The organism is Streptomyces sp. NPDC046203, assembly GCF_040646255.1.
Classification (GTDB): Bacteria; Actinomycetota; Actinomycetes; order Streptomycetales; family Streptomycetaceae; genus Streptomyces.
In genome coordinates this window covers 20,380-34,190 of the sequence record NZ_JBEYZX010000016.1, presented here as the reverse complement: position 1 = coordinate 34,190, position 13,811 = coordinate 20,380, and the positions used below count along the sequence as shown (strand labels likewise).

Here is a 13,811-nt window from a genome sequence, read left to right as displayed (position 1 = left end):
ATGTCTGATCTTCCCCGGAAAGCGGTCACCCGGACCGCGAAGTTGGCCGCGTTGCCCCTCGGCTTCGCGGGTCGGGCCACCTGGGGCCTGGGCAAGCGGATCGGCGGGAAGTCCGCGGAGCTGGTGGCGCGCGAACTCCAGCAGCGGACGGCCGAGCAACTGTTCAAGACCCTCGGGCAGTTGAAGGGCGGGGCCATGAAGCTGGGGCAGGCCCTCTCGGTCTTCGAGTCGGCACTGCCCGAGGAGGTGGCCGGGCCCTACCGGGCGGCGCTCACCAAGCTCCAGGAGGCGGCGCCGCCGATGCCGGCGGCGACCGTGCACGGGGTGCTCGCGGAAAGGCTGGGCCCGAAGTGGCGGGAGTCGTTCCTGGAGTTCGAGGACAAGCCGGCGGCGGCCGCGTCGATCGGACAGGTGCACCGGGCGGTGTGGCACGACGGCCGTGAGGTCGCGGTGAAGGTTCAGTACCCGGGAGCGGGCGAGGCGCTGCTCTCGGACCTCACCCAGCTCAGCCGGTTCGCCCGGCTGCTCGGCCCGCTGCTTCCCGGGATGGACGTCAAGCCGCTGATCACGGAGTTGCGCGACCGGGTCGCCGAGGAGCTGGACTACGGGTTGGAGGCGGAGGCCCAGCGGCGGCACGCGGAGGAGTTCGCGGACGATCCGGACGTGGTGGTGCCGGCCGTGGTGCACCAGTCGGAGCAGATCCTGGTGACGGAGTGGATGGACGGGGTGCCGCTGTCGGAGGTGATCGCGGACGGCACACCGGAGCAGCGCGACCGGGCCGGGCAGCTCCTCGCGCGGTTCCTGTTCTCGGGGCCCGGGCGCACGGGGCTGCTGCACGCCGATCCGCACCCGGGCAACTTCCGGCTGCTGCCGGCGCCCGGCGCCGCGCCCGGGGCCGGGGCCGGGGTCGGGGTCGGGGCCGGGGTCGGGGTCGGGGCCGGGCAGGGAACAGGGGACGCCGGGGAGGGGGACGGTGCCGGGGACGCCGCGTCGTGGCGGCTCGGCGTACTCGACTTCGGCACGGTGGACCGGCTGCCGGGCGGACTGCCGGAGACGATCGGCGTCTGTCTGCGGACCACCCTGGCGGGCGAGGCGGAGACGGTCTACGACCTGTTGTGCGCGGAGAACTTCGTGAAGAAGTCCGTCGCGCTCGATCCGGAGGAGGTGCTCGCGTATCTGCTGCCGATCATCGAACCGGCGCGGACGGATGTGTTCACCTTCAGCCGGGGCTGGATGCGCACCCAGGCGGCCCGGCTCGCCGACCCCCGCTCCCCCGCCCACCAGCTGGGCAAGCAGCTGAACCTGCCGCCGTCGTATCTGCTGATACACCGGGTGACGCTGAGCACGATCGGGGTGCTGTGCCAGCTGGGCGCGCGGGTGCGGCTGCGGGACGAGCTGGAGGAGTGGCTGCCCGGGTTCGCGGCGCCGGACGTGCCGGAGGAGTGAGCGGCGCGGGCGGTCCGGCGGATCAGGGCCGGACGGGCCGGTGAGCCCCCAGACCGCCCGGGGTCACCACCAGGACGAGTCGAGGCGGCCCTCGATGGACCTGAGGTGGGTGCGGGCGCAGTCCTCGCAGAGGTAGTGCCGGGTGCCGTTCTCGACCGAGCAGGTCCAGGTGACGGGCGGCTCGGGGGCGGTCCTGCCGCAGCGGGCGCACACGACGCGGGGTGCGGGGGCGGGCTCGTCGTTCACGAGGGTGACGATAGCCCTCCGGGGGCTAGCCGCCGGTGCAACGCACCGCGGGGGCCGGTCCGTTCGGACCGGCCCCCGCCTACCGGGTCACCGCCCGCTCCAGGAGGGAGCGGGGGAGGTGAGCGCCAGTGTCAGTGCATGACGGCCATGGCCAGCGCGCGGCGGGCGCGTAGCGACACGCGCTCGGCGCGGCGCTGCATCCGCCGGGCGGCGACCAGGCGGACGGCCTGTCGTTCCGCCTCGGCTTCCCGCAAGCGGTCGCGCATATGGGCGCGCGCCAGGGCTTCGGGGATGAGTTGCATTTCGCGGGTCCTGTTCTGACGCGAGCGCATCGCGCCGTTGAGGGAGACATCGGGGGTAGCGGAGCCGGCCGGCTCGTGGGGGGTGGTCATCGGGGCCTGCTTCTGGGGATCGTGCGTGAGGGGACGGTCGATGGTTCCGGTGACGTTCATGCCGCGACCGGGTTCTTGCGCGGGCGGCCGCGGGGCCGCTTGCGGGCCACGACCACGCCCTGGACGAAGAGCTCGCCACCCCAGACGCCCCACGGCTCCCGCCGCTCCTTGGCGCCCGCCAGGCAGGCTTCCACGAGCGGGCAGGTGCGGCAGAGGGACTTCGCGTACTCGACGTCGGCCGGGGACTCGGCGAAGAAGACCTCGGGGTCGTACGAGCGGCAGGGAACGGCTACACCGAGGTTCTCGATGGCGTCGTCGAGAGCGGTGAGAGTGGTGAGGGGAGTCAAGGCGAATTCCTCCGTGGAACCGGGCGGCGGGATCGTTTCGGAAGGCGGTACGGACGGGGCGTGCGCTTCGAGTTGCACGGTTGTCGGTCCTCGTCTGTTGTTCCGGCCTGTTGGCCGGGGTTCTGGCTGGTACCGGTCACTACTGGTCCCGAGGCCCCTTCACTCCGTCCGCCCCGTTCGGGGACAAACAGAAGGGCCGCGGATCCCTGGTGGGGTTCCGCGGCCCTGAAGGTGCCGGTCTGATCGTCGATCAGACTGGATCGCTCCAGGGTTCGAGCCCACGGAAGGCCCACATCGTGTGGTGCTGCGTCGTCTGCTGCTGAATACCGGCACCGGTCGCGGCGGCCGCAAAACCAAAGGCCTTGGCCTTGGCCTTGCCTGCTACTCCTGCTTCCAGTGCCTTGGTCGGTCGCCCACTGCGCTCCAGACGGTCCAGGAGCCGTGCCGGCATGCCGAGCGGCAGACCGGCGCCGGACAGACCGGTGCCAGGAACGGAGGGGTAAGCGACGACGGCGGAGAAGCCGAGCGAGCAGGTGGAGACGACCGACTGATCGTTCACTTTGGCGCTGCGGGTGTTGATGGTGTTGATGCTGATCACTGGAATCGCCTCCTCTCGGCGTCTCGGAGGGTTCGGGGTGAGCCGGACCCTCATGTTCATTTGGACAAGTACAGCACGAAGACAGGGCTTCGAAGAAGCCGCCGTTTTCGTGGTTACGAACCTATGGGGCTTGACGGGGCGGGCGCAAACTATTTTCCCGACGATTTTTTTTCAGGGCGTCTCTTCGCCCTCTGCGGGCTCCTCACCTGCACAGATGGCGAGAACATCGGCCCCGAAGCGGTCCAGCTTGCGGGCACCGACACCGGAGATCGCGGCGAGCTCCCCGTCGGAGCCGGGAACCTGCTCGGCGATCGCCATGAGCGTCTTGTCGGTGAAGACGCAATAGGCCGGCTGGCCGAGCCCGCGCGCCTGCTCGGCGCGCCATTCGCGCAGCCGCTCGTACAGCGCCTCGTCCATGTCCGAGGGGCAGTCCTCGCAGCGCATCAGCTTCATCTCGCCCGCCTCGGTGAGCGTGGCGCCGCAGACCCGGCACAGCACCGGTCCGCGCCGCTTGCGCCGTCCGGAGCCGCTGCCGCGCTCGATGCCCGCGGCGGCGCCCGCGCCACCGGCCGCGCCGAGCTTGCCGGAGCCGGGCCGCAGGCCCTTGAGGAAGCGGGTGGGGCGCCGGGAGGCGCGGCCGCCCGGGGAGCGGGAGAGCGCCCAGGACAGCGAGAGGTGCTCGCGGGCGCGGGTGACGCCCACGTACAGCAGCCGGCGCTCCTCCTCGACCTGTTCGTCGGTCTTGGCGTAGGTGATCGGCATCATGCCCTCGGTGAGCCCGACCAGGAACACCGCGTCCCACTCCAGGCCCTTGGCGGCGTGCAGCGAGGCGAGGGTGACGCCCTGGACGGTGGGCGCGTGCTGGGCGGCGGCCCGCTCGTCGAGTTCGCCGACCAGGTCGGAGAGGGTCGCGCCGGGCTTGGCGCGGGCGAAGTCCTCGGAGAGCCGGACCAGGGCGGCCAGCGACTCCCAGCGGTCGCGGGCGGCGCCGGAGCCGGCCGGGGGTTCGGCGGTCCAGCCGTTGCTGGAGAGGACCGCGCGGACCTGGGAGGGCAGGTCCTCGGTGTCGTCGAGCAGGGCGTCGTTGCCCCCGGCGCGGGCGGCGCCGCGCAGCGCCACGCCCGCCTTGCGGACCTCCTCGCGCTCGAAGAAGCGCTCGGCGCCGCGCAGCTGGTAGGGCACGCCGGCGTCGGCGAGGGCCTGCTCGTAGACCTCCGACTGGGCGTTGATCCGGTAGAGCACGGCGATCTCGCCGGCCGGGACGCCCGAGGCGATCAGGTCGCGGATCCGGCGGGCGGTGCCCTCGGCCTCGGCGGGCTCATCCGCGTACTCGGTGTAGGCGGGTTCGGGGCCGGGGTCGCGCTGGGAGATCAGCTCCAGGCGGTGTTCGGCGGCCCGGCCGCGGGCCTGCGAGAGCAGCCCGTTGGCCAGGTGGACGACCTGGGGGGTGGAGCGGTAGTCGCGGACCAGCTTCACCACGGTCGCGTTCGGGTGGCGGACGCGGAAGTTCAGCAGGTGGTCGGGGGTGGCGCCGGTGAAGGAGTAGATGGTCTGGCTGGCGTCGCCGACCACGCACAGGTTGTCGCGGTCGCCCATCCACAGATCGAGCAGCCGCTGCTGGAGCGGGGAGACGTCCTGGTACTCGTCGACGACGAAGTGCTGGTACTGACGGCGGATCTGGTCCGCGATGTCGTGCCGGTCCTGGAGGATGCCGACGGTGAGCAGCAGCACGTCCTCGAAGTCGATCACGCCCCGGTCCCGCTTGAGCTGCTCGTACATCGCGTAGATCTGCCCGATCTCCGCGGTGTCGCGCGGGGCGTCGCGCTGGGACTTGGCGACGGCGGCCGGGTAGTCGCCGGGAACCGTCTGGGTGACCTTGGCCCACTCGATCTCGCCGGTGACGTCCCGCAGCTCGTTGCGGTCGAGGCGGACGCGGCAGCGCGCGGCGGCCTCGGCGACCAGCTGGACCTTCCGCTCCAGGAGCCTCGGCAGGTCGCCGCCGACGGCTTTCGGCCAGAAGTACTGGAGCTGGCGCAGCGCGGCGGAGTGGAACGTCCGCGCCTGGACGCCGCCCGCGCCGAGCTGGCGCAGCCGGCCGCGCATCTCGCCGGCGGCGCGGTTGGTGAAGGTGACGGCCAGCACACTGGCGGGCGGGAGTATGCCCGCCCGCACCCCGTAGGCGATGCGGTGGGTGATGGCCCGCGTCTTGCCGGTGCCGGCGCCCGCGAGGACGCACACCGGGCCGTGCAGGGCCAGGGCGACCTCGCGCTGCTCCGGGTCGAGCCCGGCGAGCACCGCGTCGGCCGTCTCCGGGACCTGCGGGAAAAGAGTGGAGTGCGTTGCTGCTGTCACACAGCCATGCTGCCAGGTCCGGCGAGGTCGCGCGGAGGTTGTCCACAGGTGTGCGACGCCGGTCATACGAATTCCGGGAATGGCCGGACGAGAGCGTACGTTCTTCCTCTCGGCACGACCGATACGGCCGTGCCGCTCCGATAGACCCCGACATGCGAGGAGCGCCAGGCCATGCAGGGCACTGTGACGATGTACAGCACCACGTGGTGCGGCTACTGCCGCCGGCTGAAGAGCCAGCTGGACCGTGAGGGCATCGCGTACACCGAGATCAACATCGAGCAGGACCCGGCCTCGGCGAAGTTCGTCGAGGAGGCCAACGGCGGCAACCAGACCGTTCCGACCGTGCGGGTCGCCCCGACGTCCGGTGCCGGCGAGGTCGTCATGACCAACCCGAGCCTGGCCCAGGTCAAGCAGGCCCTCGCGGTCTGAGGCCGCTGAGGCTCCTGAGGCCCCCGAGGGCCCTGAGGTCCTTGAGGCCCCCGGGCGCGGGCCTTCGGGGTCCGCTGGGCCCCACGGGGACCCCGCCGGTCCCCGGGGTCGCCCAGGGCCCTTCCGGGCCCTGGCATGGCCGAGAACAGCCCCCTCCCTGTCGCCTGGGAGGGGGCTGTTCCGCTTCCGCTTGGGTCAGTTCGAATGCGGCTGGGGCGGATGCGGCCGGACCGGGCCCGGCACCGTACCCGGACCGGGTCCGGACCGGATGCGGGCTCAGACCACGTCGCCCGGCTTCGGCAGCGGCTTGCCGTACCAGAGCTCGATCAGCCGGGAGGCGATCGAGATCCCGTACGGCGGCAGCACCTCGCCTGTCTCGAACGCGGCGGCCAGCTCCTCGCGCGAGAACCAGCGGGCCTCGTGTATCTCCTCGCCGTCCACGGTGATCTCCGGCGAGGACGCGCGGGCCATGAAGCCGAGCATCAGGCTGGACGGGAACGGCCACGGCTGGCTCGCCACGTACTCGACCTCGGCGATCGTGACCCCGGCCTCCTCGAAGACCTCGCGCACCACCGACTGCTCGATGGACTCGCCGGGCTCGACGAAGCCCGCGAGCGTCGAGAAGCGGCCCTCGGGCCAGTGCATCTGGCGGCCCAGCAGCGCCCGGTCCTGGTCGTCGGTCACCAGCATGATCACCGCCGGGTCGGTCCGCGGGTAGTGCTCGGCGCCACAGGCCGGGCAGCGGCGGACGTGTCCGGCCGCCGCGATCTTCGTCCGCTCGCCGCAGCGCGAGCAGAAGCGGTGCAGCCGCTGCCAGTTCTCCAGGGCGACCGCGTGCACCATCAGTCCGGCGTCGCGCGGCGAGAGCAGCAGCCCCGCCTCGCGCAGTCCGGCCGGGCGCGCGGACTGGTCCATGCGGCCGGGCAGGCTGTCCTTCTGGAGCGCGAAGTAGGAGACGCCGTCCTCGTCGGTGCCGAGGAAGTAGCGGTGGGTCTCGGTCGGCGGGGCCTCGAACGCCGGGGTCGTGACCAGCTCGGTCCGGCCGTCCGGCGTGTCGTCGATCAGCACCTGACCGCCCGAGACCACGAAGACCCGGGTCGTGGGGTGGCTCCAGGCGGCGGCGAGCCACGCCTCGTCGAGGCGGTGGTGTGCGGCACGGTCGATCCCGCTCGGGGCGGTCAGCGAGATCGGACGGTCCGCGAACGCGTTCTTCAAGGTGCTGCTCACAGGTGCTTCCAACTCCCCCGGTTCGATGATGGTGGGTACGGCGGCGCCCGGCGTACGGGCGCCCGCGGGCCCGGCGTCCGGGCGCTCGCACGCCGGGCGCCGGGGCGCGCTCCGGCTCAGGCGCCGGGGGTGTCCGGGGCGGACGGGACGGCGGCTTGGGCGTCCGGGGCGGACGGGACGGTCGCCTGGGCGCCGGGGGCGTCCGCGCGCAGAGCGGCGGGCAGGTCGCTCCACAGGTACGCGGTCGTCTCGACGCCCTTCATGAGGAGATCCAGCTCGATCTTCTCGTTCGGCGCGTGCCAGCCGTCGGACGGGACGGAGATACCCAGGAACAGCACCGGCGCACCCAGGACGTCCTGGAGGTCGGCGGCCGGTCCCGAGCCGCCCTCGCGCGTGTAGCGGACCTTCGCGCCGTCGAAGGCCCGGCTCATGGCCCCCGCGACCGCGCCCAGGGCGGGGTGGCCGAGCGGGGTGAGGCACGGCCGGGTCGGGGCGCCGAACACGATGTCGTAGCGGATGCCCGCCGGGACCAGACCGGCCAGCCACTCCCGCACGGCCTGCTCGATGTGCGCCGGGTCCTGGCCCGCGACCAGCCGGAAGGAGAGCTTCAGATGGGCGGAGGCGGGGACGATCGTCTTGCCGCCGGGGCCCTGGTAGCCGCCGCCGATGCCGTTGACCTCGGCGGTCGGACGGGCCCAGACCCGCTCCAGGGTGGAGTGGCCGGCCTCGCCGAGCGTGCCGTGCGACTTCGCGGTGGCCAGCCAGGCGGCCTCGTCGAAGGGCAGCTCGGCGATGAGCGCCCGCTCGGCCTCGGTCAGTTCGGTGACCCCGTCGTAGAAACCGGGGATCGCCACCCGCTCGGTGTCGTCGTGCAGGGCGGCCACGATCCGGCCGGCGACGGTGGCCGGGTTGGGCACGGCGCCGCCGAAGGAGCCGGAGTGGATGTCCTGGTCCGGGCCGTGGAGGTCGATCTCGCAGTCCGCGACCCCGCGCATGCCGGTGCACACGGTCGGGGTGGTCTCGGACCACATCCCGGTGTCGGAGACGATCACCAGATCGGCGGCGAGCCGGCCGGCCCGCTGCTCCACCAGGGCGCGGAAGTGCGGCGAGCCCGACTCCTCCTCGCCCTCCACCAGCAGCTTCAGGTTCACGGCGGGCGCGCTGAGGCCGGTCGCGGCGAGGTGCGCCCGCACCCCGAGGGTGTGGAAGAGGACCTGGCCCTTGTCGTCGGCCGCGCCCCGCCCGTACATCCGGCCGTCGGCCACGACCGGCTCGAACGGCTCGGTGTGCCAGCCGTCCTCGCGGGCGGCGGGCTGTACGTCGTGGTGGCCGTAGACGAGGACGGTCGGCGCGTCCGGCGCGCCGGACGGCCACTCGGCGAAGACCGCCGGGGCGCCGTCCGTCTCCCACACCTCGACCGTGGTGAACCCGGTCGAGGTCAGCTTCGCGGCGAGCCAGTCGGCGCTGCGCCGCACGTCGCCGGCCCGCTCGGGCTGGGCCGAGACCGACGGGATCCGCAGCCACTCGGCGAGGTCGTCGAGGAAGGCGGACCGGTGCTCCGCGATGTGGGCGCGCACGGCGTCGGTACGTACGGGGTGGACGGCGCTGTCCGGGGTCTGGCTCATGGACCCGAGCCTATCCGGCGCCCGGGCGCACTCCGTCCACGCCCGGGTGACCGCCGTCCGGGTGACGGTGGTCCGGGTGACGGTGGTCCGGGTGACGGTGGTCCGGGTGACGGTGGTCCGGGTGGTCGCCGCTCGGATGGTCACTGTCCGGCCGGTCGCCGTCCCCGGCGGTTCCGGCGGCGGCGCGGTCCTCGCCGCGCAGCAGGGCTTCCAGTTCGGCCCGGCCGGGCAGCCGGCGGGGCCGGGCGATCTCCCCGGTCCGTATGTACACGAAGGCGGCGGCCACCTCCTCCGGGTCGAGACCGTGCTGCTCGGCCCAGGCGAGCCGGTAGAGGGCGAGCTGGAGCGGATCGGCGGTGCGCAGCCGGCTGGTCTTCCAGTCGACGATCTCGTACGCGCCGGTCTCCGGGTCCCGGTAGACGGCGTCGATCCGGCCGCGCACCACCCGGCCCGCGAGGGAGAGATGGACGGGGACCTCGACGCGGTACGGGACGCGGCGGGCGTACGGAGTGCGGTCGAACGCCTCCTTCAGCTCCTCCAGGTCCCGCTCGTCGCGGATCTCCGGCTCCCCCGCGAACTCCTCGCCGCCGGGCAGTTCCTCCGGGCCGAGCAGGGGCAGCGGCAGTTCCTCGAAGCGGGACTCGACCCAGGCGTGGAAGCGGGTGCCGCGCCGGGCGGCCGGCTGCGGCGGCTTCGGCATCGGCCGGGCCAGCTCCTTGGCGAAGCCGTCGGGGTCGGCGGCGAGCCGGATCACCTGGGAGGCGGAGAGATACGCGGGCAGCAGGACGTCCCGGGTGGTGGCCCGGGAGCGGTGCAGCTCGGCGGTGAGGGCGGTGAGGTCGCGGTCCCAGGACTCGATGGTGCGCAGATCCTCCGGGGACGCGGCCCGGTCCCGGTCGGCCGGTTCGGGGGCCGGAGCCGGTTCCGGCGCGCGGGGGGCGGGGACCTGGGGGGCCTCCGGAGCCTGCGGGGCCTCCGCGCTGTGGGGCGGCTCCTCGTCCCAGACGGGCTCGTCGTCCCAGTCCGGCTCGTCCGGGAACCAGGGGTCCTCGGGAGCCTCGGCCGTCGCGGAAGCCGGGGCTGTACGCCCGCCCTGGCCGTACGACCCCTGCGCCTCGTGCGACCCGTACGCCCCGTACGACCCGTGCGATCCGGCGCCCTCGGGCCCGTACGCCCACAGCCGCTCCAGCACCGCCCGTGCCGCCTCGCGCCGCCGCTCGAACGAATCCTTGTCGAGCGGCAGCGGCCAGGCCTGGTCGGCCAGGTCGGCGGCGAGCAGCGGGTTCTCCTCGCCCTCCGCCGGAGCGTCCGCCCAGGCCTCGATCTCGCCGTACCCCGCCGCGCAGTGGTCGTACAGCGCGCTCATGAAGTCGGACGGACCCCGGGGTTTCTTCTGCGCGGGCCCCCACCAGTGGGCGGAGCCGAGCAGCAGGGAACGGGGCCGGGTGAAGGTCACATAGCCGAGGCGCAGTTCCTCGGTGTGCTGGTGGGCGCGCATCTCGTCCTTGAAGGACTTCATGGCGGCCGCCGTCCACTCCTCCAGGGCGGGCAGGGTCGCCGCGTCGCCGCGCAGCGCGTGCGGCAGGACCTGCGGCTGCGCGGCCCAGGACTCGCGCGCGCGGGTGGACGGGAACTGCCCGGTGACGAGTCCCGGCACGGCGACGACGTCCCACTCCAGTCCCTTGGACTTGTGCGCGGTCATCACCTTGACGGTGTTCTCGCCGCCCGGGAGCGCGTTGTCCAGGCCCTTCTCGTACTGCGCGGCCGTGCGCAGGAAGCCGAGGAAGGCGAGGAGGGTGGCCTCGCCGTCGAGGGAGGCGAAGCCGGCGGCGATGTCGAGGAAGTTGCCGAGGGTCTCGCGGCGGCGGGCGGCCAGGGCGTGCGGGGAGGCCGACAGCTCGACCTCCAGACCGGTGGCGGCGAGGACCCGGTGCAGGACGTCCATCAGCGGGTCGGCCAGGGAGGTGCGCAGGGCGCGCAGCTCGGTGGCGAGGCGGGCGAAACGGACCCTGGCCTCGGCGGAGAAGGGCAGCTTGTCGTCCTCGGCGCCCGCCGGATCGAGGAAGGTGTCGAGCGCGTCGGCCAGCGAGATCACCTCGGCCGGGTCGACGCCCTCGACGGCGGCGGCGAGCCGCTGGTCGGCGTCCTCGCTCTCCGCGCCGGGGCGGTGGACGAGCAGCCGGGCAAGCCGGCCGAGGAGGGCGAGGTCGCGGGGGCCGATGCGCCAGCGGGGGCCGGTGAGGAGCCGGACCAGGGCGGCGTTGGCGCCGGGGTCCTGGAGGACCTCGCAGACGGCGACGAGGTCGGCGATCTCGGGCAGGTGGAGCAGCCCGGACAGGCCGACGACCTCGACGGGCACGTCACGGGCGACGAGCGCCGCCTGGATCGCGGGGAAGTCGGTCGCCGTGCGGCACAGGACGGCGATCTCGCCGGGCGGGGTGCCGGTGCGGACCAAATGGGCGAGGGAGTCGGCGAGCCAGTCGATCTCCTCGGTGTGGGTGGGCAGCAGCGCGATCCGTACGCCGCCGTCGCGCTCCGCGCCGGGCGCGGGCCGCAGCGCCTCCACGCCCGCGTGCATCGCGCGCAGCGGGGCGGCGAGGCCGTTGGCGAGGTCGAGGAGACGGCCGCCGCTGCGCCGGTTCTCGGACAGGGCGTGCCGGGCGGCGGGCCGGCCGTCCTCGTACGGGAAGTGGACGGGGAAGTCGTCCAGGTTGGCGACGGAGGCGCCGCGCCAGCCGTAGATGGCCTGGCAGGGGTCGCCGACGGCGGTGACGGCGTGCCCGGTGCCCTGCCCGAAGAGGCCGGACAGCAGCAGCCGCTGGGCGACCGAGGTGTCCTGGTACTCGTCCAGGAGCACCACCCGGAACTCGTCGCGCAGCAGTGCCCCGACCTCGGGCCGGGTGGTGGCGATCCGCGCGGACAGGGCGATCTGGTCGCCGAAGTCGAGCAGATCGCGGGAACGCTTGGCGGCGCGGTAGCGGATGACCAGATCGAGCAGCTCGCGGCGCGCGACGGCGGCCTCGGGGAGTTTGCGCAGGTCAGCGTTGGTGAGCTTGGCGCCGGCGAGGTCGGCGAGCAGCCCGGTGTCGTACGCGATGAGCCGCTCGGGCTCGACCAGGTGCTCGGACAGCTCGGCGTCGAGGGCGAGCAGATCGCCGACGAGGGTGGGGAAGGAGCGGGTGAGCCCGGGGTACGGGCCGGGGGCCTCGCGCAGGACGCGGGCGGCGAGCTGGTAGCGGGTGGCGTCGGCGAGGAGGCGGGAGGTGGGCTCCAGGCCGATGCGCAGACCGTGGTCGGTGAGGAGCTGGCCGGCGAAGGCGTGGTACGTGGAGATGCGCGGCTCGCCGGGCGGGTCCTCGGGGTCCTGGCCGGGGGCGGGGGCTTGGTCGGGGGCTTGGTCGGGGGCAGGGTTCTGGCCGGGGCCGGGGGCGGGGGCCTGACCGGGGCGCGGACCCGGGGCCTGGATCCTGGCCGGGGCCGTCAGGGGCACCGGGTCGGGGTCGGTGACGCCCGCCCGGACGAGGGCGGTGCGCACGCGCTCGGCGAGTTCGCCGGCGGCCTTGTTGGTGAAGGTCAGGCCGAGGACCTGTTCGGGGGCGACCTGCCCGGTGCCGACCAGCCAGACCACCCGCGCGGCCATCACGGTCGTCTTGCCGGAACCGGCTCCGGCCACGATGACCTGCGGGGCGGGCGGCGCGATGATGCAGGCCGTCTGCTCCGGGGTGAAGGGGATCCCGAGCAGCTCCTTCAGCTGCTCGGGATCGGTCAGGCGTGAGGTCACTCCAAAGAGGCTAACGGGGTCCGCCGACATCCTCCGCCGTCACGCCTCTCGACGATCTTCCGGCGGTGCCTGGTCGGGCCGGCGGTCCCGGCGCGGACTCCCGCCGGGACCGGGGACACCGGCCCGGCGGGAGAGACCGGTCACAGGGGGCCGGTCACAGGGGGCCGGTCACAGGGGGCCGGTCACAGGAGCCGGGTCACCGCTCAGGACGGCGACGGGGACGGCGACATCATCTTCATCGAGGACACGTCGACGGTCTGGTTGGCGGGCGGTGCCGTGACCTTCACCGTCTTGTTGAAGTCGGAGAAGGTGAGCGTCCCGCTGTTGCCTCCGCCGGTCCGGACCGCCTTGAGCACGTACGGCGTACCGTGCGCCGCGACGGACAGCGTGCTGGTCTCCTCGTGGGTGCGGCCGTGGGCCGAGACGTTGTTCCGCTTGATCACGGTGGCGACGGGGGTGTTGTTCACCGTGGCGTCGGGACCGCGCACGATCTGGCCGTGCATGGTGCTGAACTTGCCGATTCCGGCAGCGATGGACTTCACGTTGCACTGCTCCATCTTCATCCCCCGGCTGTCCTTCATCCCGGCGGGGATGCGCAGCCAGTGGCCGTGGAGCTTGGTGACGGCCTCGTTGATCTGGGTCTGGCTCATCTTCTGTCCGGCCATGGAGGCGCGCCAGAACCCGTCGTCGCCCATGATGTACGTGGTGCCGCCGACCTGTCGCACCTCGCCGGAACCGCCGCGGAGCTTGACCGTACCGGCGCAGTCGCTCTGGTTGAGCGAGATGTCCACGTCGGCGGCGCGCCCGTTGGCCATGACATGGCCCGACATCCGGAACGAGGTCGCCGTCTTGGTGGCGGCTATGCCCTTGTCGGCTATCTGGGCCGGGGTGAGGTTCGAGTACGGCCTCGGGGTCGGGGACGGTACCTCCGCCACCGCCGCGGCCTGGGCGTGCGCCAGGGTGGCGGGCACGGCGCCGCTGACCAGGACGGCACAGACGACCGTCGCGGCGCGGAGCGTGATGGTGCGGAGCGGGGTGTGGGACGCCATGCGAGCCTCCTCGCGGGATTCCCCTTCCGGGTCTCCCTCGTGGGATTCCCCCCTGGGACGCCCTCGGGTGAGGGTCTTCGACTGATGGCCGGCCGGTCCGGGTCCCGATGCGCGGGTCCCGATGGCTCCGGGCCCTGGTGGCTCCCGGGCCCCTGGCCGCCTCCTCCCGGTCTCCGGGGTTCTCGGGTCTCTCGGGCTACTCGGCTACTCGGGTTTTCCGGGGGCTCCCGGTCCCCGGTCTCCCGGGTTCTTTGGCCCCGGGTCTCTCGGTGTCGGGCTCTTCAGTCCGGTGCCCGCGCGTGCGGGCACCGGACTCCCA

The 13,811-nt window shown here is 73.3% G+C and carries 11 protein-coding genes; 2 read left to right on the top strand and 9 right to left on the bottom strand.

Going from position 1 to position 13,811, the window contains the following annotated elements; translation table 11 throughout:
* Positions 1 to 1,446, top strand: coding sequence for an AarF/ABC1/UbiB kinase family protein (locus tag ABZ990_RS15140; RefSeq protein ID WP_361230882.1), 1,446 nt, complete (start codon positions 1 to 3; stop codon positions 1,444 to 1,446).
* 63 nt (positions 1,447 to 1,509) lie between these two features.
* Here the strand turns inward: ABZ990_RS15140 and ABZ990_RS15135 are convergent, their stop codons facing one another.
* The 5 genes from ABZ990_RS15135 to ABZ990_RS15115 form a co-directional block, all read right to left on the bottom strand.
* Positions 1,510 to 1,692, bottom strand: coding sequence for a hypothetical protein (locus tag ABZ990_RS15135; protein ID WP_361230880.1), 183 nt, complete (start codon positions 1,690 to 1,692; stop codon positions 1,510 to 1,512).
* 131 nt (positions 1,693 to 1,823) lie between these two features.
* Positions 1,824 to 2,144, bottom strand: coding sequence for a hypothetical protein (locus tag ABZ990_RS15130; protein ID WP_361230878.1), 321 nt, complete (start codon positions 2,142 to 2,144; stop codon positions 1,824 to 1,826).
* Positions 2,141 to 2,509 (bottom strand): WhiB family transcriptional regulator, encoded by a 369-nt coding sequence (locus ABZ990_RS15125; RefSeq protein WP_361230876.1) that lies wholly within the window; start codon positions 2,507 to 2,509, stop codon positions 2,141 to 2,143. Before ABZ990_RS15125 ends, ABZ990_RS15130 begins: the two co-directional genes overlap by 4 nt.
* Before the next feature lie 172 nt (positions 2,510 to 2,681).
* Positions 2,682 to 3,029, bottom strand: a complete 348-nt coding sequence (locus ABZ990_RS15120) for a hypothetical protein (protein WP_361230874.1) — start codon at positions 3,027 to 3,029, stop codon at positions 2,682 to 2,684.
* 171 nt (positions 3,030 to 3,200) lie between these two features.
* The gene (locus ABZ990_RS15115) at positions 3,201 to 5,381 is read right to left on the bottom strand and encodes an ATP-dependent DNA helicase UvrD2 (RefSeq protein WP_361230872.1); all 2,181 of its coding nucleotides are present in this window, start codon (positions 5,379 to 5,381) and stop codon (positions 3,201 to 3,203) included.
* 171 nt (positions 5,382 to 5,552) lie between these two features.
* Here ABZ990_RS15115 and ABZ990_RS15110 point away from each other — a divergent pair, with 171 nt between their 5' ends.
* The gene (locus ABZ990_RS15110; protein ID WP_361230870.1) at positions 5,553 to 5,810 is read left to right on the top strand and encodes a mycoredoxin; all 258 of its coding nucleotides are present in this window, start codon (positions 5,553 to 5,555) and stop codon (positions 5,808 to 5,810) included.
* Positions 5,811 to 6,086: 276 nt separating this feature from the next.
* Here the strand turns inward: ABZ990_RS15110 and nudC are convergent, their stop codons facing one another.
* From nudC to ABZ990_RS15090, 4 genes are all read right to left on the bottom strand, one after another.
* Positions 6,087 to 7,037, bottom strand: a complete 951-nt coding sequence (nudC, locus tag ABZ990_RS15105; RefSeq protein ID WP_361230868.1) for an NAD(+) diphosphatase — start codon at positions 7,035 to 7,037, stop codon at positions 6,087 to 6,089.
* Between the two features lie 116 nt (positions 7,038 to 7,153).
* Positions 7,154 to 8,662, bottom strand: coding sequence for a dipeptidase (locus ABZ990_RS15100; protein ID WP_361230866.1), 1,509 nt, complete (start codon positions 8,660 to 8,662; stop codon positions 7,154 to 7,156).
* 10 nt (positions 8,663 to 8,672) lie between these two features.
* Positions 8,673 to 12,473 carry a UvrD-helicase domain-containing protein gene (locus ABZ990_RS15095; RefSeq protein ID WP_361230864.1) on the bottom strand — a complete coding sequence of 1,267 codons (3,801 nt, stop codon included), beginning with the start codon at positions 12,471 to 12,473 and terminating at the stop codon, positions 8,673 to 8,675.
* Positions 12,474 to 12,646: 173 nt separating this feature from the next.
* Positions 12,647 to 13,492, bottom strand: coding sequence for a hypothetical protein (locus ABZ990_RS15090; protein ID WP_361230862.1), 846 nt, complete (start codon positions 13,490 to 13,492; stop codon positions 12,647 to 12,649).
* Between the last annotated feature and the right edge of the window lie 319 nt (positions 13,493 to 13,811).